The sequence below is a fragment of the Streptomyces sp. NPDC013457 genome (assembly GCF_043089925.1).
Classification (GTDB): Bacteria; Actinomycetota; Actinomycetes; order Streptomycetales; family Streptomycetaceae; genus Streptomyces.
Genome location: NZ_JBICBL010000003.1, coordinates 285,744 through 305,381 on the forward strand (window position 1 = coordinate 285,744; position 19,638 = coordinate 305,381).

Genomic DNA, 19,638 nt, shown 5'->3' on the forward strand with positions numbered 1-19,638 from the left:
GCTCCCGGCCTCACCGGGAGCCGCGGAAGCCGTCGCCCTCCACGATCAGCCCCGCGACCAGCGCGCCCGACATGCCCGCGTGGGCGAGCCCGCCGCCCGGGTGGGACCAGCCGCCCGCGAAGTACAGCCCGGGCAGCGGAGAGCGGTTGGCCGCGGGCAGGAAGGCCCCCCGCCCGCCCGCGAGCGCGGGCCCCGGCACCTCGGCCGCGCCCGTCTCCCGCAGGGTGTCGTCCGGGGTGCGGACCTCCTGCCACAGCAGCCGTTCACGCAGCCCCGGCACGGCCGGCTCCGCGGCCCTCACCATCCCCTCGGCGATCTCCGCCCAGTCGTGCTCCGGGTACAGGTTCACCGTCGCGGTGAGGGTGACCGACTCGTGGTCGTCGTCGGGGCGGAGCGAGGGGTCGCCGGGCCGCAGCACGGTCGTCGTCGGGTGGTCCGCCGTCGCGTGGACGACCGTGCGGTGCACGGCGTCCGCCTCCCGCGCGCCGCGCAGGGCCAGACAGACCGTCATCCGGCCCGTCCCGCCGTCCTGGTACCGCGGCCACTCGTCCTGGCGTTCCCAGCCCACGACGTGCTCCCGGTACAGCGCGGGCACGGGGGCGCCCGCGACGACGTGGTCCGCCTCGACCGCCTCGCCCCCCGCCAGGACGACGCCGGCCGCTCTGCCGCCCCGCTCCGTCACCTCGGCGACCCCCGTGTCGAAGACGAACTCCACCCGCCGCTGCAGACAGCGCTGGTACACCGCGTCCGCGAGCGCCCGGATTCCGCCGTCCACGTACCAGGTCCCGAACGTCTGCTCCATGTACGGCAGGACGGCGGCCGCGGCGGGGGCTGCGGCCGGATCGAAGCCGTACGCCCAGGCGTACGAGTCGAGGAGCGCGACCAGCCGGGGATCGCGCAGCTCCCGCGCGCCGACCTGCGCGAGCAGGGTCGTGGGGCGCCGCAGCAGCCCCGCCTTCAGGGCCGGGTACGGCTCGCGGGCCAGGGGCGAGACGTCCGCCGTCTGCGGCTCCTCCAGGAGCGGGCGGCGCGTGCGGTCCCAGGCCTCGCGGGCCCGGACCAGGAAGTCGCCCCAGCGCTCGCCGGCGCCCGCGCCGAGCGCCTCGTCCAGGGCGGAGACCGTGCCCGCCCGCGAGGCGTTCGGCAGGTCCACGCGGGTGCCGTCGGCGAAGACGTGACGGCTCGCCGGATCGACCTGCCTCAGCTCGACGCAGTCCTCCAGCGGCTCCTTGCCGGTCTTGACGAAGAGATCGCGGTACACCGCGGGCAGATGCAGCAGCCCGGGGCCGGTGTCGAAGCCGAACCCGTCCCGCTCGAAGCGGCGCACCGCACCGCCGTACGTCCCGCCCCGCTCGTACACCGTCACCCGATGGCCCGCCACGGCCAGCCGGGCGGCGGTCGCCATGGCGCCGAGACCTGCGCCGATCACCACAATCCGTGCCATGTCAGCGACCTTATCGGCCGTCACCGACAGTCAGGCCGGGCGCCCCTGTCAGTAGGGATGGACCCTCCGGGCCTCCGTCGCGGCCAGGCGCCGCTCCTCCCGCCGCTGCGCTCTCCGGCGCAGGAAGCGGCGGATGCTCCGGGCGAGGACGACGAGTATCACCAGGCCGAGCAGGAGCAGGACGGCCGCGATGATCGCCGCCACCTCCGGATTGAATATGGCGAAGGTGATGATCCCGGCCACCCCGAGGTCCTCCGCCGTGCTCATGGCGATGTTGGAGAACGGCTCGGGCGAGGTGTTGATCGCCATCCGGGTCCCCGCCTTGACGAAGTGGCTCAGGAGGGCGGTGGTACCGCCCACCGCGCCCGCCGCGAGCTCGGGGATCGATCCGGACTGGCCGGCGAGCAGCGCTGCCACCACGGCGCCCGCCACCGGCCGGATCACCGTGTGGACCGAGTCCCAGACGGAGTCGACGTAGGGGATCTTGTCCGCCACCGCCTCGCAGAGGAACAGCACCCCGGCGACGATCAGGACGTCGGTGCGCTGCAGCGACTCGGGCACCTCGTCGGTGAGACCGGTCGCGCCGAAGACGCCGAGGAGCAGGACCACCGCGTAGGCGTTGATCCCGCTGGCCCAGCCGCTGGTGAAGACGAGGGGGAGTACGGACACGCCCGTGATCGTAACCAGGTCTGAGTACCCGTACCTATACCTCCGGATGAGTAGGTACGCGGATGGGTTCCGACCTGCGAAGACGAGAGAGTGGGGACCACGGAGGGGGCGCGGCTCCGGCACCGCCGACACGGGGTGGCGGAACGGGGTCGCGTGCCCGACGGCACGGGGGTGCAACGGGGGTTGCAGGAAACGGCGGACGGCGAGGCTCGGGGGGATCGAGCCTCGCCGTCCGTCGTGTCTGCCGTCCGTCGTGCTCGCCGTGCGGGTCCGCCGGGCGGCCGGTATGCGGGTCCGGCCTGAGGCGGCTTCGGTCCGCTGGGCGGTCAGACGGGCGGTCAGCGGCCGCTCACGCGCCCGTGCAGCAGCCGGGACAGCGCGCTGTGGACGTCGTCGATCGAGCGCTCCCGCTGGAAGGCCTGCCAGTCGAGTGCGGCCACCAGGACCATCCCCACCAGCGCCGCCGCGGTGAGCGGGATGTCGATCTCGTCGCTCAGCTCGCCCTCCGCGACTCCGTCGCGCAGCACGCCCTCCACCACCGCGACCGCCTGCTGCCGGACCACCAGCAGGGTCGAGTTCCAGGCCCGGTTGGTGCGCCAGAGCTCGGCCACGTACAGCTGGGTGAAGGCCGGGTAGCGGTCGATGAAGAGCAGTCCCGCCCGGATCATCGCGTCGAGCGCGTCGACCCGGCTCCCACCGCGTTCCGCCGTCTCCTCGGCCGCCGCCCGAAGGGAGGCGGTGAGGAGCCCGACGCCGTGCCGCAGCAGCTCCTCGAACAGCTCGGTCTTGCTCTTGAAGTTGTAGTAGACCGTGCCCTTGGCGACGCCCGCGCGCTCGGCGATCTCGTCCACCGTCGTCGCCGAGAAGCCCTGCTCGGCGATGAGGGTGACGGCGGCCTCGTAGAGCTTCGCGCGCGTGGCCTGGCGTCTGGTGCTGCTGCTGTCCATGGGCTCGATTCTCACAGGTCTCGCGGGTGCCACAGGGGCGGATTCACAGGGACAGATCGGGGTGGAGCCGGTCCAGCGTCCACACCTGCTTGCGCCGCGCGGAGACGGCCGTCAGCGCCAGCGCGCCCACCGTGAAGGCGGCCAGGACCGCGCACGCCTGCCAGACCGGTCCGATCCCGCCGCCCGAGATCAGCCGGCGCAGCGACTCGACCACGTAGCTCATCGGCAGGAACGGGTGGATCGCGTTGAAGAAGCCCGGGCTGGTCTGTACGGGGTAGGTGCCGCCCGCCGACGTCAGCTGGAGCATCAGCACCGCCAGCACCAGGATCCGGCCCGCCGCGCCGAAGCGGGCGTTGAGCCACTGGATGATCGCGGCGAAGCAGCAGGTCACCAGGGCCAGGAAGCCGACCGTGCCGGCGGCCCGGGCCATCTGCAGACCCAGCCCCCAGTGCAGGACCGACATCAGCGCGGCGACCTGGAGCAGTCCGATGGCGGCGACGGGCAGCCAGCCCGCCAGGGCGATCCGCCAGGCCGAGGCCCCTGCGGCGAGCGCGCGCCGGTTGAGCGGCTGGATCAGCATGTACGCCACCATCGCGCCGACCCAGAGGGAGAGCGGGATGAAGTACGGGGCGAAGCCGGTGCCGTAGTTGGGCGCCTTGTGGAGGGACTGGGAGGCGAGTTCGACGGGGTCGGCCATGACCTCCGTACGCCGGTCGCGGTCCTGCTTGTCGTAGTCGGGGATCTTGGCGACCCCCTCCTTCAGGCCGGTGGCCAGCTCGCCCGAGCCGTCGGCGAGCTTGAACAGTCCGCCGTCGAGCTCTCCCGCGCCCTTCTTGAGCTTGCCGACGCCGCTGTCGAGATTCGCCGAGCCGGTCTTGGCGCTGGTCAGGCCCGTGTGGAGCTCGTCGGCACCCTTGGCGACCTTCTGGGCGCCCTCGTTCAGCCTGTTGATCTTCTTGACGGCGCTTTCGAGGTCGTCGTCCAGGTGGGGGGCGTCCTTGGCGAGCTGGTTGGCCTGCTTCTGGACCTCGGCGAGCCGCTTGTCCAGCTTCTTCAGGTCGCCGTCGCTGTCCTTGGTCAGCTCGTGGAGGTCGTCGGCGATCTTGGCGACGTCGTCGGCCGAGGTCTTGGCCTCCTTCAGGACCGGGCAGGCCTTCGGGTCGGGCAGCGGGTTGTCGACGCAGCTCTTCTTGTGGAGGGCCTCCAGCTTGTCGTCCGCGACGTGGGCGGCGCTGCGGGCGATCGGGGCACGGCGGACCACGTCGTCCAGGTCGTGACGGACCGCGCCTGCGGCGTCGGCTACCAGGCGGGCGGTGTCGCCGATCGTCTTGCCGTTGTTCTTCAGGTACGGGCGGACCTTGTCGGCCTTTCCGTTGACCTTGTCCGCGAGCGCCTTGGTGCCGGCGGCGACCTGCCGGGAGCCGGTCTCGAGGTCGCCCGCGCCCTTGTCGAGCTTCTTCAGACCGGAGGAGAGGTTCCCGCTGCCGGTCTTGGCGTCCTTCAGCCCGTCGGCCAGGCTCTTGGAGCCCTTCTTGGCCTTGTCCACGCCGTCCTTGAGGTCACCGGCACCCTTGGCCGCGTCGGCGGTGGCGTCGTGGATGTCGGAGAAGGAGATGAAGATCTTGTCGAGGAACGAGCGCGAGGACTTGGTGGAGGCCGCGGTGCGGACCTCGGAGAAGACCGTCCGCGAGATCTGCCCGACGATGTAGTTGTTGGCGTCGTTCGTACGGACCTTCAGCGCTCCGGTCTCGGGGGTGTCGCCCGAGCTGGAGGCGATCCGGCTGCTGAAGTCCTCGGGCATGGTCAGCGACAGGTAGTACGTCCCGTCCTCGACGCCCTTGCGGGCCTCCTCGTCGCTCACCTGACGCCAGGCGAAGACCTTGCTGTCGAGCAGGTTCTCGGTGATGTCGTCACCGGCGTTGATCTTCTTGCCGTCGGCGGTGGCGCCCTTGTCGGCGTTGACGAGCGCGACGGGTATCCGGTCGAGCCTGCTGTACGGGTCCCAGAAGGACCAGAGGTACAGCGCTCCGTAGAGCAGCGGCAGCAGCAGGATCGCGACGAGCGCGGCGCGCGGCAGCTTCCCCCTGCCGAACCGCTTCAGCTCAAGCGCGGCCAGTCTCGGCGAGCGCATCGGCCTCCCCCTCCTCGGTCGTGTCTTCGTTCGCGTCACCGGCGTCGGCGCCGGCGGTGGAGACGTCGGTCGCGTCTTCGGCCGTGGCGTCGGCGGTGTCTTCGGCCGGGTCTCCATCGGCCGGGTCTTGCTTGGCCGGGTTTTCCTCGGCCGGGTTTTCCTCGGCCGGGTCTTGCTTGGCCGGGTCTTGCTTGGCCGGGTTTTCCTCGGTGTCCCGGTCCGCGCCGGCCGTCGTCGTCACGGCGTTACCGGACTCCGGGGTGTCCTCGGCGATGCGGGGTGCCGTGGTGACCTTCAGGGCGCCTTCGGGGGCCTCGCTGCACACGGCGAGCACCGTCGTGCCCGCGTCGGCGATGGAGCGCAGGAGCGCCCACGCCTCTGCCCGGTCGGCCGCCGAGAGCTTGAGGTCGGTGTCGTCGAGGGCGAGCAGCCGGGGCCGGCCGATGAGGGCCAGGGCCACGGACAGGCGCAGCGCCTCCAGACGCTCCAGGTCCCGAACGGAGGTCCGCTCGCCCTTCGGCAGGGACTCCAGGTCGAGCCCGGCGGCCTCCAGCGCGGCGTCGATCCGGGCCCGGGTCGCGGCGGCCCGCTCGCCGGGCGGCCGCAGCAGGGCCCGGACGGCCCCGTCGTAGCGGCGCTGGAGAAGCGCCCGCTCGCGCAGGTGCTCGGCGACGGTGAGGGAGGGGTCGAGGTCGCTGACCCCGGGTACCGGACCGAGCGAGCTGATCCGGCGCACGGCGGCCATCCTGCGGGGCAGCGGGTGTCCCGCGACCTCGGCGTGGCCCTCCTGCGGCTTCATCCGGCCGGTGAGCGCGAGCAGCAGACAGGTGCGGCCCGAGCCCGACGGTCCCTCGATCGCGACGAGCGCGCCCGGTTCGGCCCGGAAGCCGACCTCGCGGAAGACCCAGCCGCGTGGTCCCTTCAGCCCGAATCCGTCCGCGACGACGGCTGCGCCGTGCGGCTCCTCCGGGTTCGCTTCCACCGGTCCACCCCCAACTTCCCCGTTTTGAACTGACCAGTCAGTTCAAAAACTTACCCCTTGATCGTCGTTCTCGGCAAAACAGCAGGTCAGCGCGATTGTCAGTGGTGCCCTTCACGATGGACACATACGGACACAGAGCCGTCACACGACGACAGGAGGCTCGTCATGACCAGCTCCTCCGCAGCAGCCGCGCCCAGGCGCCGCCCCGGAAGCCGACCCGCCCCCGCACTGGCAGGACCACCGTCCGACGTCCACCCCGTGCTGCGCCGCTCCACGGCGCCGCCCGCCGCCCTCGACCTGCTCGCCCAGGCCCGTACCGGGCTCGAAGAGGCGGCCGCCTTCGACCGGCCGAACGAGCGGTACGCCACGGCCCACCTCGCCGCCCTCCGCACCGCGGCCGCCGTGCTCGCCGTCCGGGGACGCCCCGAGACCGATCCCCGCAAACGGTCCAGGATCCGCAGCGCCTGGGAGGTGCTGCCCGAGATAGCGCCCGAGCTCGCCGAGTGGAGCGCCCTCTTCGCCGCCGGCGCCTCCCGCCGGGCCCGGGCCGAGGCGGGCATACCGGGCGCCGCGACCGGCCGGGACGCCGACGACCTGATCCGGGACGCCGCGATGTTCCTGCGCCTGGTCGAGCGGCTTCTCGTCCTGCAGCCCGTGCTGCCCCGCCAGGCCGCCGCCGGCGAGGCCACGGGGTGAGCGGCGGTTGATCGGGGCAGCGCGGCCGAGGCCATAGGGTGGGAGGCGTTCGTACACCGTCACCGAGGAGTCAACAGCCGTGTCGGACCCTTCCCCTGTCTTCGGTCGAGAGGCGTCGTCGCGCCCGTCGCGCGCCTCCCTGCGTACGGCCGTCGTCTGGGACGTCCTCAAGGACGCCCTCGATCGCCGGGTCAAGGCCACCGGGAAGGACAGCCTGGATGTCCTCGACACGGGCGGCGGCTCCGGGAACTTCGCCGTGCCGGTGGCCCGCCTCGGCCACCGGGTCACCGTCGTCGACCCCAGCCCCAACGCGCTGTTCGCGCTGGAGCGCCGGGCCGCCGAGGCCGGCGTCGCCGAGCGGGTCAGCGGGGTCCAGGGCGACATCCGGGGCCTCTTCGACGTGGTCGGACGCGACGGCTTCGACGTGGTGCTCTGCCACGGTGTCCTGGAGTACGTGGACGACCCGGCCGAGGGCGTACGGAACGCGACCGCGGCGCTCCGGGGCGGCGGCGCGCTCAGCCTGCTCGCCGCGGGCGTCGGCGGTGCGGTCCTCGCCCGCGCGCTGGCCGGGCACTTCACCGAGGCCAGGAACGCCCTCAGCGACCCGGCCGGGCGCTGGGGGACCGGCGACCCGGTGCCCCGGCGGTTCACCGCGGAGCAGCTCACCGAACTGGCGGGCACGGCCGGTCTGGACGTCGGAGCGGTGCACGGCGTGCGGGTCTTCGCCGACCTCGTCCCCGGGGTTCTCGTCGACACCGAGCCCGGCGCGGCCGAGGCGCTGCTCAAGCTGGAGGCCGCCGCGGCGGAGCTCCCCTCGTTCCATGCCATCGCCACCCAGTTGCACGTCCTGGGGGAGAAGCCCGCCTGATACCGCGGTTGCGCCGCTGATCAGCGGCGCAACCGCACATGGAGTACGCCACAGCACCTCCGGTCGCGGGCTTTGCCCCGTATGATCGGGGGACACCGTCCGGCATGACGGGCAGGTAGCCGGGGAATCAACGCCTCAGCAACCGAACCGCATGGCGGCCCGGTCTGGCGAATAGGCGTTGAGGGCGGGTTTCACGGGGACGATTCCCTGCCTATCCTGAAAGGGCCGCATCCCGGTCGCCCCCGCGACCGACGACTAGGAGGACTCCGTGCCGCTCTCGGAGCACGAGCAGCGAATGCTCGAGCAGATGGAGCGAGCGCTGTACGCCGAAGATCCCAAGTTCGCGACAGCGCTCGAGGGAAGCGGACTGCGTACGTACACCCGGCGACGGGTCTACCAGGCAGTCGCCGGCTTCCTGGTGGGTATCGCGCTCCTCATGGCTGGAATGGTCGCTCAGCAGATCTGGATCAGCGTGGTGGGGTTCCTCGTCATGCTGGGCTGCGCGGTACTGGCGGTCACCGGATGGCGCAAGGCGCCCAAACCGGGTGAGCAGCAGGCGAGTGGCGGGGAGGCGGCCGGTGGCCGTCAGACCCGGCAGCGCCGCTCGATGATGAACCGGATCGAAGAGCGGTGGCAGCGCCGCCGCGACGAGCAGCAGGGCGGCGGCCACTGACGCCGCGCTGAGGGCGCGACGCGCCCCTACACGCCACCGAGCCCCCGCGGGCCCGCGCCACAGCGCGTCCCGCGGGGGCTCGTTCGTTTCCCGCTCCGTGCCCTGCCGGGGGGCGCCGGACGGCGCCCCCCGGCAGGGTCAGGGGTTCGTGCGGGTCAGGCGGCGGAGGGTGGTGGTCAGGCGGAGCGTCGCCGTCTGGCGGCGGGTGGCCCAGCGGTCCGTCAGGGCCGACCAGCCGGCCGACGCCCTCCAGATCACCCGCGCGGCCGAGCGCGGGGCCAGCAGCGCCCGCAGCCGGACCTTCCGGGAGGCCGCCGACGCGAAGCCGGCGCCGACCAGGGCCACCTCGTCCGCCAGGCCCGTGCCCGGACGGGGCTCCGGGGCGTAGAGGACCTGCTCCACCGCCCGCGCCACCCGGTGCACCGCGTCGGCCGACTCGCCCTCCAGGGCGCCGAGCCGGACGATCCGCGCCGCCGTCCTCCGAGGCGTGATCGACTCGTCCGGCACCACCCCGTGGTCCCAGGCCGTGTCCACGATCTCCTGCCACGCGGCCAGCGTCCTGGCCACCGCGTCTTCGGCGGTACGGCCCGACGAGCCGAGGCGCCGCGACCGCAGCCGCCTGCGCCACAGCAGAGGCGTCAGCGGCAGCAGTACCACCACCGCCACGCCCAGGCACACCAGAACCACCGTCAGCGGATCGATCCCGCCGCCGTCCGACGAGGCACCGCCCGCCGCCGGGTCAGGGCCGCACTCGCCGAGGCGGCGCAGCTGCGGCGGGCAGCTGTCCGACGCACTCGGCACCGCCGACGGCGCGGCGGAGGCGCCGGCCGACGGCTGCGCCGTCTCGGTCGGCGTCCCCGAAGGGGACTGCTGCCGGGTGTACTCCGGCGTGAAGCCCCGCGTCGGCGTCGGCTCGAACCGGGTCCACCCCGCGCCCTCGAAGTACAGCTCGGGCCAGGCGTGGGCGTCCCGGATGCCCACCGACATCGCGCCGTCGGCCTGCTGGCTGCCCGGCATGAAGCCGACCGCCACCCGCGCCGGGATGCCCAGGGTCCGCGCCATCGCCGCCATCGAGAACGAGAAGTGGACGCAGAAGCCCTCCCGCCGTTCCAGGAAGCGCGAGATGGCCTGGACCCCCGTACCGGACTCGACGTCGACGTCGTAGCGGAAGCCGCCGTCCGACGCGAACCAGTCCTGCAGCTTCACGGCCCGCTCGTAGTCGTTGCGCGCGCCCTTGGTGACCTGGAGCGCCGTCGCCCGTACGTCGAGCGGCAGCGAGTCGGGGACCTTCGTGTACTCGGCGCGGAGCGCCGACGACGCCGGCGGGGCCGCCGCCAGCTGCGCGGCCGTGGGCCGCACGTCGAGGCTGGCCACCGTGTACCGGGCGCCCCGGGTGGTCTGCCCGTCGTCGCCGACGAGCATCCGCCCGGCCGGCTCGTACCGCCAGCGCCCGCCGATCTCCACCCGGGACGCCGGGTAGGGCATCGGCAGCCACTTCTGCTCGTACGCCGGGGCGGCGACGAAGTTGCCCGTCACCTCGGTCGTCGCGACCTGTCCGCTCAGGCCGTCCGGCCGCGGCAGCGGCTTGGGCACGTCCTCGATCGGGCGGACGGAGGACTTCCACGACGTGCCGTCGAACTGGTCGAGCGCCACGAGCCGCAGATACATGCCGCTGGTGTCGGTCGCGTTCGTCCGGTACCGCAGCACCTCGCGGTCCTCGGGCTGGCGCAGGTTGTCCTGGAGCGAGACCAGCGGGTTCACCGCCGAGATCGTCCCGCCCTTGCCGCCCTCGCCCGGTCCGTCGCCCGAGCCGCCGAGCAGGCCGCCGGAGAGCGTGGGCAGCGCCGCCACGGCCAGCGCGACGCCCATGGCGGCCACGCCGATCCGCCGGCCGGTTCGCACCGGGGCGAGGGGTCGCGCGCCCCCGGAGCCGGCCGTACCGGCACGCGGCGCCGCGCCGAAGACCCGCCCCCACTGCGAGAGCCGGTCCCGGCTCTCGGCCAGGAGCAGCATGAGATAGCCGGAGGCCGCGAGCAGGAAGTACAGCGGGCTCGCGCCGCCCTCGGAGAGCCCGGCGGCCACCGAGTAGAGCGCCAGCAGCGGCAGTCCGGCCGGGGCCGCGCTGCGGAAGGTCACCGCGAGCGTGTCCACCAGCAGCCCGATCACCAGCACGCCGCCGACCACCATCAGCCGGATGCCCGCGGTGTCCGGGGCCGGGATCGCGAAGGTCCCCACGTCGTCGACGCCCGACCGGAAGAGCGTGGCGAACCGTCCGAACGCCTCCGGCCCGGGCACCAGCCCGAGCAGCGCCTGCTCCCGGGCGAAGACCAGGGTCATCGCCAGCACGCCCACGACGGCCTGCGCCGTGATCGTCAGTGGCCTGGCCAGCGGAACCCGCCGGGCCAGCGCGCCGACCCCGCTCTGCACCGCGAGCAGAAGCGCCGCCGTGAAGATCCAGTTCGCCGGCCGCACCAGCGGAAAGAGCGCGCCCGCCGCCATCATCGTGGCGGCGTAGGCGCCCAGCGTCAGCCGCCCGAGGCCGCTCATGACCAACCTCCGTACGTCTCACCCGCGGCGCTCTCCGCGCGGATCCCGCCCGCCTGCTGCCACAACTCGGCGAGCCGGGCGCCCGGAGGAACGGACAGTGCCGTCCAGCCGGCCTCCCGGAGCTGCCTCAGCCGCTCCTCGACCGCCCCGGACGCCGCGCCTCCGGAGATCCACGTGCCGGAGTCCAGGACGAAGGCCACGGCCGCGCCGCTGCGCTGCCGCATCCGGGCGGCGAGCGCCGCCTGCTCCTCGTCGATGTCGCCGACGAAGGCGATCAGCAGACCCTCGTTACCGCCGCGCAGCACGTCGTAGGCGCGTGAGAGGCCGGCACCGTCGGAGTGGTCCACGACGGCGAGGGTGTCCATCATCAGCCCGGCCGCCTCGGCCGAGTCGTGCGTGGTGCCGGCGAAGCCCTCGGTGCCCGCGCCCGGCACCGAGGTGCCCGTGTCGGTGAGGAGCCGTACCGAGAAGCCGCGCTCCAGCATGTGCACCAGCGCGGAGGCCGCTCCGGAGACCGCCCACTCGAAGGCCGAGTCCGGCCCGGCGCCCTCGTAGGCGAGGGCCCGGGTGTCGAGCAGCACCGTGCAGCGGGCGCGCTGCGGCTGCTCCTCACGGCGCACCATCAGCTCGCCGTAGCGCGCGGTGGAGCGCCAGTGGACCCGGCGCAGATCGTCGCCGTGGCGGTAGGTGCGCGGGATCACGTCGTCGTCGCCGGCCAGCGCCAGCGAGCGCAGGCTGCCGTCGCCGTACCCCGCCGCCTCGCCGGTCAGCTTCACCGGCGGCAGCGGCTCGGTCCTGGGGACCACGGTGAGGGTGTCGTACGCGCTGAAGGAACGCGTCAGCTCGCACAGGCCGAACGGATCGTTCAGCCGGAGCTGGAGCGGGCCCAGCGGGAAGCGCCCGCGCAGGTCGGAGCGGACCCGGTACGACACCTCGCGCCGGCCGCCCGCCTCGACCCGGTCCAGGACGAACCGGGGCCTCGGCCCGAGCATGTACGGGACGTGGTCCTGGAGCATGAGCAGCCCGGTGGGCAGCCGGGAGACGTTGTCCATCCGCAGGTGGACGCGGGCCTCCGAGCCGACCGGCACCCGCTGCGGGGAGAGCCGCCGGCTGCCGGCGACCCGGTAGCGGGTGCGGTGGAGCACCACGGCGCAGAGCAGCGGCAGCACCGCGAGCAGCACCCCGACCCGCAGCAGGTCGCTCTGGCCGAGGACGAAGGCGCAGATCGCGGCGGCGACACCGGCGGCGAGGAAGGACCGGCCGCGCGTGGTGAGTCCGCTCAGGGCTGCCCGCAGACCGCCCCGGTCGTCACCCGCGCGAGCGCCCAGGTCGTCTCCCCGCTGCCCCTCAGGCGTGGCAGCGGTCGTCATCACAGCGGCCGAACGCCGGGCTGCTGGTGGCCGAAGTGCGGGCCGGCGGGCGGCGCGGAGGCCGGGACGGGCGTGCGCTGCAGGATGTCGAGCACGACCTGTTCCGCCGTACGCCGGTTCAGCTGGGCCTGCGCCGTCGGCAGCAGCCGGTGCGCGAGGACCGGCACGGCCAGCGCCTGGAGGTCGTCCGGCAGGACGTACTCGCGGCCGCTGAGCGCCGCGGAGGCCTTGGCGGCGCGCAGCAGGTGGAGCGTGGCACGCGGGGAGGCGCCGAGTCTCAGGTCCGGGTGGGTTCTCGTCGCTGCGACGACGTCCACGGCGTACCGGCGCACGGAGTCGGCGACGTGCACGGCCCGTACCGCGTCGATCAGCTTGACGATGTCATGGGCGTGGGCGACCGGCTGCAGATCGTCCAGCGGGTTGACCGCACCGTGGATGCCGAGCATCTGGAGCTCGGCCTCGGCGCTGGGGTAGCCGATCGAGACGCGCGCCATGAAGCGGTCGCGCTGGGCCTCGGGGAGCGGGTACGTGCCCTCCATCTCCACCGGGTTCTGCGTTGCGACGACCATGAAGGGGCTCGGCAGCTCGTACGTCTGCCCGTCGACCGTGACCTGCCGCTCCTCCATGGACTCCAGGAGCGCGGACTGGGTCTTCGGCGAGGCGCGGTTGATCTCGTCGCCGATCACGATCTGGGCGAAGATCGCGCCCGGTTTGAACTCGAAGTCCCGCCGCTGCTGGTCGAAGATCGACACGCCGGTGATGTCCGACGGCAGCAGGTCGGGCGTGAACTGGATACGGCGCACCGAACAGTCGATGGACCGCGCCAGCGTCTTGGCCAGCATCGTCTTGCCGACGCCGGGGACATCCTCGATCAGAAGATGTCCCTCGGCGAGCAGCACTGTCAGCGAAAGCCGTACGACCTCAGGCTTGCCCTCGATCACACCCTCCACCGACCTGCGGACACGCTCCGCTGTGGTGGTCAGATCTGTGAGGCTCGCTCGATCGTCATAGGTCGTCACCCGGCCCTCCTCGGCCCCTCCGAAAAACACCGACACCTGCCCCCGCGGTTCCTTGCGGGGGGTGTCACCCGAGCATTCTTGTTGCCCTTGCCGGGTTGTGTCACTCGCCTGTGGACAAGTGGGAGCGTTATGCCGGGGTTTGCCATGTTGCGCCCTGCGGATCAGGCGGGGTCGATCTCGCGGAGAAGACCGGTGGTCACGTCGAAGACGAACCCGCGGACATCGTCGGTGTGCAGCAGGAACGGCGAGGTCCGGACGCGCTGCATGGACTGCCGGACGTCCTGGTCGACGTCGCGGAAGGCCTCCACGGCCCAGGCCGGCCGCTGGCCGACCTCCATCTCCAGTTCGTGCCGGAACTCCTCGGTGAGCGACTCCAGACCGCAGCCGGTGTGGTGGATGAGCACCACGCTGCGGGTCTTGAGCGCGCGCTGGCTGATCGTGAGCGAGCGGATCACGTCGTCGGTGACGACGCCGCCCGCGTTGCGGATGGTGTGACAGTCGCCGAGCTCCAGGCCGAGCGCGGCGTGGAGGTCGAGACGGGCGTCCATGCAGGCGACCACGGCCACGTTCAGCACGGGGCGGGCGTCCATGCCCGGATCGGTGAAGCCGGCGGCGTACCGCCCGTTGGCCTCGACGAGTCGGTCGGTGACCGTGCCGGCGGTCCGTATCACGTCGGCGGAAGGGTGCGCAGAGGTCGACATGTCTATGACGGTAGTGGTCACGGGCGTTCCTGGCCCGCTGTGAGAGCGGACAAAGAACGTCAATGAGGCTTGTTGTGAGGTAACCCACAGGCATGGGAAGTGGAGGCCCATTCGGGTGAGTCATCCTGAATGCCCCGCTCCGACCGAAGCCCTGTGCGACGCGCCAGCCGGTTGATTGACCGCCACGGCCAGTGGACTAAAGTAACGCGAAGTTCACGGAGAACATTGAGCGATTTCCGCGCTTTCTCCCCCGCGTGCGCGGCGGATGCGTAGCGGCCGCGCCGAATCTGAGCCGAATTCTGAGAGGGCGCAATTGAGCAACGACCGACACGTCCCGGTGATGCTCCAGCGGTGCCTGGACATGTTGGCCCCTGCCCTGGAGCGCCCCGGCGCGATCGTCGTCGACTGCACCCTCGGCCTCGGCGGCCACAGCGAGGCGCTGCTCGCGCGGTTCCCCGAGACGCGTCTCGTCGCCCTCGACCGGGACAAGGAGGCGCTGCGTCTCTCCGGCGAACGGCTCGCCCCGTACGGTGAGCGCGCGACGCTCGTCCACGCGGTCTACGACGAACTGCCCGAGGTCCTCGACCGGCTCGGCATCCCGCGCGTCGACGGCATCCTCTTCGACCTGGGCGTCTCCTCCATGCAGCTCGACGAGGCCGACCGCGGCTTCGCCTACGCGCAGGACGCCCCGCTCGACATGCGCATGGACCAGACGACCGGCATGAGCGCGGCGGAGGTCCTCAACACCTACCCGGCCGGCGAGCTGGTCCGCATCCTGCGGGCGTACGGCGAGGAGAAGCAGGCCAAGCGGATCGTCTCCGCGATCGTGCGCGAGCGCGAGAAGGAGCCGTTCACCAACAGCGCCCGCCTGGTCGAGCTGATCCGCGACGCGCTGCCGCAGGCGGCCAAGCGCACCGGCGGCAACCCGGCCAAGCGCACCTTCCAGGCCCTGCGCATCGAGGTCAACGGCGAGCTGACCGTCCTGGAGCGGGCGATCCCGGCGGCGGTGAAGGCACTCGCCGTGAGCGGCCGGATCGCCGTCCTCTCGTACCACTCCCTGGAGGACCGCCTGGTCAAGCAGGTCTTCGCGGCGGGCGCGGCGAACACCGCGCCGCCCGGCCTGCCGGTGGTCCCCGAGCAGTACCAGCCCCGGCTCAAGCTGCTCACCCGAGGCGCCGAACTCCCCACCGAGGAGGAGATCGCCGAGAACCGGCGAGCCGCTCCGGCCCGGCTCCGAGGGGCGCAGCGCATCCGGGAGGACGTACTGTGACCGCCCGCCCGTCTTCCGCCGCCACCCCGCGCGCAGCGCTCGGCGCCGCCACGGCTCCGCGTCACTCGGGCGGGGAAGAAGCGCACGGAAGCGTGCGGGCATGACGACGAAGGGGCCGCTCAAAGGGCGGGCGGCGCGGCTCGGGCGACTCATGCCCTCGGGGCCCAGCACCGCCGCCCGTACCCCCTTCGTCCTTCTCGTCGTGGTGCTCCTCGGCGGCGGTCTCATCACGCTCCTGCTGCTCAACTCCGCCCTCAACCAGGGCTCCTTCAAGCTGCGTGACCTCAAGACCCGCACCACCGAGCTGACCGACGAGGAGCAGGCCCTCCAGCGGGACGTGGACGACTACTCCGCGCCCGACGCGCTGGAGCGCAGGGCCCGGGAGCTCGGCATGGTCCCCGGCGGCAGCCCCGCCTTCCTCGACCCGAGCGGCAAGGTTCTCGGCGAGCCCTCCGAGGCGACGGCCGCGCCGAATCCGCCGCCCGCCCCCAGGCCCGACCCGACCCCGCCGCGTACGAGCCCGGCCACGAGCGCCCCCGCCACGCCGGCCACGCGGCCCGGCGCGTCCCCTGCGAAGCCGCCAGAGACGGCAGAGACGCCAGAGGCGCCCGAGACGACGCAGAAGACGACCGCGCCCGCCCCGACGACCTCCGGCAGGTGACCGCTGTGCCCCCCAAGGAGCCCCCGCGCCGGCGGGTCCCCGGTCCCGCCGGGCCCGCGCGCCCCGTCCGCCCCCGGCCCGCCGCCGCCCGCTCCGGTGGCGCACGCTCCGGCGCCCCGCGCAGGCCCGCCTCCCGGCCTCCCGCACGGCCCAAGGTGCGCACCATCCGGCTCGGCAGCCCGAAGCCCCGGCTGCGGCTCGTCTCGCTCGGCCTGACCCTCGTGATGCTGGTGTTCGTCGTCCGCCTGCTCCAGGTGCAGGCCGTCGACGCGAGCGCCCTGGCCGCGAAGGCCGAGGCGCACCGCTACCAGGAGTACACGCTCTCCGCGGAGCGCGGCGAGATCACCGACCGCTCCGGGATCGCCCTGGCCGCCAGCGTCGACGCGTACGACATCACCGCCGACCCCAAGCTCTTCACCCCCGAGGAGAGCAAGGTCCAGGACGCCCCCGAGCAGGCCGCCGCGCTCCTCGCACCGCTCCTGGGCAAGGAGCCCGCCGACCTGGCGAAGAAGCTGCGTACCCCCAAGTCCCGCTACACCCTGCTGGCCCGCAAGCAGACCCCGCAGGTCTGGAACCAGATCAAGGACCTCAAGAAGGTCTACGGGCAGAAGTCCAAGCCCTCCGAGGGCGGCAACGGCGTCAACCTGCTCGGCGGCATCCTGAGCGAGCCCAGCAGCAAGCGCGTGTACCCCAACGGGGAGCTCGCCGCCGGGATACTGGGCTACGTCAACGCCGAGGGCCGGGGCGCCGGCGGCCTCGAGTCCATGCTCGACAAGGACCTCGCGGGCCAGGAGGGCAAGATCAGGTTCGCCGAGTCCGGCGGCCGCCAGGTGCCCACCGCGGGCTCCCGCGGCACCCCGGCCGTGCCCGGCTCGGACATCGAGCTGACCATCGACCGGGACATCCAGTGGGCCGCCCAGCAGGCCATCACCGAGCAGGTGGAGAAGTCCAAGGCGGACCGCGGCTACGTCATAGTGCAGAACACGCGGACCGGCGAGGTCCTGGCCATGGCCAACGCCCCCGGCTTCGACCCCAACGACCTGTCCGCGGCCAACGCCGCCGCGATGGGCAACGCGGCCCTCCAGGACGCCTACGAGCCCGGCTCCACCAGCAAGGTCATGTCCATGGCCGCCGTCCTGGAGGAGGGCGCGGCGACGCCCGGCACCCATGTCGTCGTCCCCAACCGCCTGCACCGGGGCGACCGGCTCTTCAAGGACGACATCGACCACCCGACCTGGTATCTGACGCTCAACGGCGTCCTCGCCAAGTCCAGCAACATCGGCACCATCCTGGCCACCGGCCAGCTCGGTGACACCCAGGCCGAGTCCAACCGGGTCCTCCACTCCTACCTGCGCAAGTTCGGCATCGGCAGCCCCAGCGGGCTCGGCTACCCCGGCGAGACCCCGGGCATCCTCGCCAAGCCCGAGAACTGGTCGACCTCGCAGCAGTACACGATCCCCTTCGGCCAGGGCCTCTCCGTCAACGCCATGCAGGCCGCCTCGGTCTACTCGACCATCGCCAACGGAGGCGTACGGATCGAGCCCACCCTCGTCCGCGGCACCAAGGGACCCGACGGCCGCTTCACACCCGCGCCCGCCCCGAAGGAGACCCGGGTCGTGAGCGAGAAGACCGCCAGGACCGTCGCGCAGATGCTGGAGTCCGTCGTCGGCGACGAGGAGGGCACCGGCACCAAGGCCCGGATCCCCGGCTACCGCGTCGCGGGCAAGACCGGAACCGCCAACCGCGTCGACCCCGAACTCGGCCGCTACAAGGGGTACACGGCTTCGTTCGCGGGCTTCGCGCCGGCCGACGACCCGCAGATCACGGTCTACTGCGCCATCCAGAACCCCACCAAGGGCAGCTACTTCGGCGGCCAGATCTGCGGCCCCATCTACAAGAAGGTCATGGAGTTCGCCCTCAAGACGCTCCATGTGGCCCCGACGGGCAGCGAGCCCGCCCGACTGCCGGTCATGTTCAAGGACAGCGAGTGACACCCCGGGAGCACCAGTGAGCACGATCACCCCCGATTCCGGGAACCGGAAATCGAACTCCGGCGACGCCCCGGCCTCTTTTGGCCCCGCGGCGGGTGGGCCCGGTACGCTCACCGCCGTGCCACACGCTGATCAGTACCGAACCGCCCCGCCCCGCCCCGAGCAGGCCCGCCCGACACCCCTGGGCGACCTGGCCGCCCGGCTCGGGACCGAGACGCCCGGCGACGCCGCCGTCACGGGCATCACCCACGACTCGCGGGCGGTACGGCCCGGCGACGTGTACGCGGCCCTCCCCGGCGCCCGGCTGCACGGCGCCGACTTCGCCGCCCAGGCCGCCGGCCTCGGCGCCGCCGCGATCCTCACCGACCCGGCCGGCGCCGAACGCGCCGCCGCGACCGGCCTGCCGGTGCTGGTCGTGGAGAACCCGCGCGGACGGATGGGCGAGCTCGCCGCCGAGATCTACGGCCGGCCGGGCGAGGACCTCCTCCAGATCGGCATCACCGGCACCTCGGGCAAGACCACCACGGCCTACCTCGTGGAGGGCGGCCTCAAGGCGGCCGGGCTCAGGAGCGGCCTCATCGGCACCGTCGAGATGCGGATCGGCGACGAGCGCATCAAGTCGGAGCGTACGACCCCCGAAGCCACCGACCTCCAGGCCCTGTTCGCCGTGATGCGCGAACGCGGCGTCGAGGCGGTCGCCATGGAGGTCTCCAGCCACGCCCTCGTGCTCGGCCGGGTCGACGGCTGCGTCTTCGACGTCGCCGTCTTCAACAACCTCAGCCCGGAGCACATGGAGTTCCACTCCGACATGGAGGACTACTTCGCGGCCAAGGCGCAGCTCTTCACCCCTGAGCGCAGCAGGCGCGGTGTGGTCAACCTCGACGACGCCTACGGCCGCAGGCTCGCCGCCGGGGAGGCCGGTGTCCCGGTCGTCACCTTCTCCGCCGAGGGCCACCCGGACGCCGACTGGCGCGCCGAGGCCGTCGAGATCGGCTCCCACGGCTCCACGTTCACGGTCGTCGGCCCCGGGGGCGAGCGGATCTCCGCCGCCGCGCCGCTGCCCGGCCCGTTCAACGTCGCCAACACCCTGGCCGCGATCGTCACCCTGGCCGTCGCCGGGATCGACCCGCAGACCGCCGCCGACGGCGTCGCCGCCGTCCCCGGCGTCCCCGGCCGGCTGGAGCGCGTCGACGCCGGCCAGCCGTACCTCGCGGTCGTCGACTACGCCCACAAGACGGACGCCGTCGAATCGGTCCTGCGCTCGCTGCGCAAGGTCACCGAGGGGAAGGTGCACATCGTCATCGGCTGCGGCGGCGACCGGGACACCACCAAGCGCGGCCCGATGGGCGCCGCGGCGGCCCGTCTCGCCGACACCGCCGTTCTGACCTCCGACAACCCCCGTTCCGAGGACCCGCTCGCGATCCTCGCCGCGATGCTCGCCGGCGCCGCCGAGGTGCCCGCCCACGAGCGCGGCGACGTCCTGGTCGACGCCGACCGCGCCGCGGCCATCGCCGCGGCCGTGGCCCGCGCCGAGCCCGGCGACACCGTGCTCGTCGCCGGCAAGGGCCACGAGCAGGGTCAGGACATCGCCGGTGTGGTCCGCCCCTTCGACGACCGCCAGGTCCTGCACGCAGCGATTGAACAGAACCTCAAGAACAGTCAGGGATAA

At 72.9% G+C, this 19,638-nt stretch carries 16 protein-coding genes; 7 read left to right on the top strand and 9 right to left on the bottom strand.

Features of this window, described 5'->3' with window-relative positions:
* Nucleotides 1-10: 10 nt before the first annotated feature.
* The 5 genes from ACF1G2_RS10145 to ACF1G2_RS10165 form a co-directional block, all read right to left on the bottom strand.
* Complete coding sequence (locus ACF1G2_RS10145; RefSeq protein WP_391797835.1) at nucleotides 11-1,444, bottom strand: phytoene desaturase family protein; 1,434 nt, start codon at nucleotides 1,442-1,444, stop codon at nucleotides 11-13.
* Nucleotides 1,445-1,492: 48 nt separating this feature from the next.
* Nucleotides 1,493-2,113 carry a DUF4126 domain-containing protein gene (locus ACF1G2_RS10150; RefSeq protein WP_391797836.1) on the bottom strand — a complete coding sequence of 207 codons (621 nt, stop codon included), beginning with the start codon at nucleotides 2,111-2,113 and terminating at the stop codon, nucleotides 1,493-1,495.
* A gap of 338 nt (nucleotides 2,114-2,451) precedes the next feature.
* Entirely contained in the window at nucleotides 2,452-3,060 is a 609-nt protein-coding gene (locus ACF1G2_RS10155; protein ID WP_391797837.1) for a TetR/AcrR family transcriptional regulator, read from the bottom strand.
* A 43-nt stretch (nucleotides 3,061-3,103) separates the two neighbouring features.
* Nucleotides 3,104-5,191, bottom strand: a complete 2,088-nt coding sequence (locus ACF1G2_RS10160; RefSeq protein WP_391797838.1) for a YhgE/Pip family protein — start codon at nucleotides 5,189-5,191, stop codon at nucleotides 3,104-3,106.
* Nucleotides 5,163-6,173, bottom strand: coding sequence for an ATP-binding cassette domain-containing protein (locus ACF1G2_RS10165; protein ID WP_391797839.1), 1,011 nt, complete (start codon nucleotides 6,171-6,173; stop codon nucleotides 5,163-5,165). The genes ACF1G2_RS10160 and ACF1G2_RS10165 overlap by 29 nt, the downstream gene beginning before the upstream one ends.
* Before the next feature lie 165 nt (nucleotides 6,174-6,338).
* On the opposite strand from ACF1G2_RS10165, the gene ACF1G2_RS10170 reads away from it, so the two are divergent.
* The 3 genes from ACF1G2_RS10170 to ACF1G2_RS10180 all read left to right on the top strand — a co-directional run bounded on the left by ACF1G2_RS10170 (nucleotide 6,339) and on the right by ACF1G2_RS10180 (nucleotide 8,410).
* A complete protein-coding gene (locus ACF1G2_RS10170; protein ID WP_391797840.1) occupies nucleotides 6,339-6,869 on the top strand; it encodes an SAV_6107 family HEPN domain-containing protein in 531 nt (176 codons plus the stop codon).
* A gap of 79 nt (nucleotides 6,870-6,948) precedes the next feature.
* Nucleotides 6,949-7,737, top strand: coding sequence for a class I SAM-dependent methyltransferase (locus tag ACF1G2_RS10175; RefSeq protein ID WP_391797841.1), 789 nt, complete (start codon nucleotides 6,949-6,951; stop codon nucleotides 7,735-7,737).
* Nucleotides 7,738-8,005: 268 nt separating this feature from the next.
* Nucleotides 8,006-8,410 carry a DUF3040 domain-containing protein gene (locus tag ACF1G2_RS10180; RefSeq protein WP_391797842.1) on the top strand — a complete coding sequence of 135 codons (405 nt, stop codon included), beginning with the start codon at nucleotides 8,006-8,008 and terminating at the stop codon, nucleotides 8,408-8,410.
* A 138-nt stretch (nucleotides 8,411-8,548) separates the two neighbouring features.
* On the opposite strand, the gene ACF1G2_RS10185 is transcribed toward ACF1G2_RS10180, so the two are convergent.
* The 4 genes from ACF1G2_RS10185 to ACF1G2_RS10200 all read right to left on the bottom strand — a co-directional run bounded on the left by ACF1G2_RS10185 (nucleotide 8,549) and on the right by ACF1G2_RS10200 (nucleotide 14,047).
* Entirely contained in the window at nucleotides 8,549-10,957 is a 2,409-nt protein-coding gene (locus ACF1G2_RS10185) for a DUF3488 and DUF4129 domain-containing transglutaminase family protein (RefSeq protein WP_391797843.1), read from the bottom strand.
* Nucleotides 10,954-12,327 (bottom strand): DUF58 domain-containing protein, encoded by a 1,374-nt coding sequence (locus tag ACF1G2_RS10190; protein ID WP_391797844.1) that lies wholly within the window; start codon nucleotides 12,325-12,327, stop codon nucleotides 10,954-10,956. Before ACF1G2_RS10190 ends, ACF1G2_RS10185 begins: the two co-directional genes overlap by 4 nt.
* Nucleotides 12,327-13,346, bottom strand: coding sequence for an AAA family ATPase (locus ACF1G2_RS10195; RefSeq protein ID WP_391797845.1), 1,020 nt, complete (start codon nucleotides 13,344-13,346; stop codon nucleotides 12,327-12,329). Before ACF1G2_RS10195 ends, ACF1G2_RS10190 begins: the two co-directional genes overlap by 1 nt.
* Before the next feature lie 161 nt (nucleotides 13,347-13,507).
* On the bottom strand, nucleotides 13,508-14,047 hold the full coding sequence (locus ACF1G2_RS10200) for a beta-class carbonic anhydrase (RefSeq protein WP_391797846.1): 540 nt from the start codon (nucleotides 14,045-14,047) through the stop codon (nucleotides 13,508-13,510).
* A 313-nt stretch (nucleotides 14,048-14,360) separates the two neighbouring features.
* Between ACF1G2_RS10200 and rsmH the strand changes: the two genes are divergently transcribed.
* The 4 genes from rsmH (at nucleotide 14,361) to ACF1G2_RS10220 (ending at nucleotide 19,638) form a co-directional block, all read left to right on the top strand.
* Nucleotides 14,361-15,317, top strand: coding sequence for a 16S rRNA (cytosine(1402)-N(4))-methyltransferase RsmH (rsmH, locus tag ACF1G2_RS10205; protein WP_391797847.1), 957 nt, complete (start codon nucleotides 14,361-14,363; stop codon nucleotides 15,315-15,317).
* Between the two features lie 100 nt (nucleotides 15,318-15,417).
* Nucleotides 15,418-15,978: a septum formation initiator gene (locus ACF1G2_RS10210; protein ID WP_391797848.1), complete on the top strand. Its 561-nt coding sequence runs from the start codon at nucleotides 15,418-15,420 to the stop codon at nucleotides 15,976-15,978.
* Nucleotides 15,979-15,983: 5 nt separating this feature from the next.
* Nucleotides 15,984-17,969: a penicillin-binding transpeptidase domain-containing protein gene (locus ACF1G2_RS10215; protein ID WP_391798130.1), complete on the top strand. Its 1,986-nt coding sequence runs from the start codon at nucleotides 15,984-15,986 to the stop codon at nucleotides 17,967-17,969.
* Between the two features lie 16 nt (nucleotides 17,970-17,985).
* Nucleotides 17,986-19,638, top strand: a complete 1,653-nt coding sequence (locus ACF1G2_RS10220) for a UDP-N-acetylmuramoyl-L-alanyl-D-glutamate--2,6-diaminopimelate ligase (protein WP_391797849.1) — start codon at nucleotides 17,986-17,988, stop codon at nucleotides 19,636-19,638.

Excerpts from the sequence above, each read along its gene's own strand:
- ACF1G2_RS10190 (WP_391797844.1), bottom strand. The coding sequence starts at position 12,327 with ATGACGACCGCTGCCACGCCTGAGGGGCAGCGGGGAGACGACCTGGGC.
- ACF1G2_RS10170 (WP_391797840.1), top strand. The coding sequence starts at position 6,339 with ATGACCAGCTCCTCCGCAGCAGCCGCGCCCAGGCGCCGCCCCGGAAGC.
- ACF1G2_RS10185 (WP_391797843.1), bottom strand. The coding sequence starts at position 10,957 with ATGAGCGGCCTCGGGCGGCTGACGCTGGGCGCCTACGCCGCCACGATG.
- ACF1G2_RS10210 (WP_391797848.1), top strand. The coding sequence starts at position 15,418 with ATGACGACGAAGGGGCCGCTCAAAGGGCGGGCGGCGCGGCTCGGGCGA.
- ACF1G2_RS10155 (WP_391797837.1), bottom strand. The coding sequence starts at position 3,060 with ATGGACAGCAGCAGCACCAGACGCCAGGCCACGCGCGCGAAGCTCTAC.
- ACF1G2_RS10145 (WP_391797835.1), bottom strand. The coding sequence starts at position 1,444 with ATGGCACGGATTGTGGTGATCGGCGCAGGTCTCGGCGCCATGGCGACC.
- ACF1G2_RS10160 (WP_391797838.1), bottom strand. The coding sequence starts at position 5,191 with ATGCGCTCGCCGAGACTGGCCGCGCTTGAGCTGAAGCGGTTCGGCAGG.
- ACF1G2_RS10200 (WP_391797846.1), bottom strand. The coding sequence starts at position 14,047 with ATGTCGACCTCTGCGCACCCTTCCGCCGACGTGATACGGACCGCCGGC.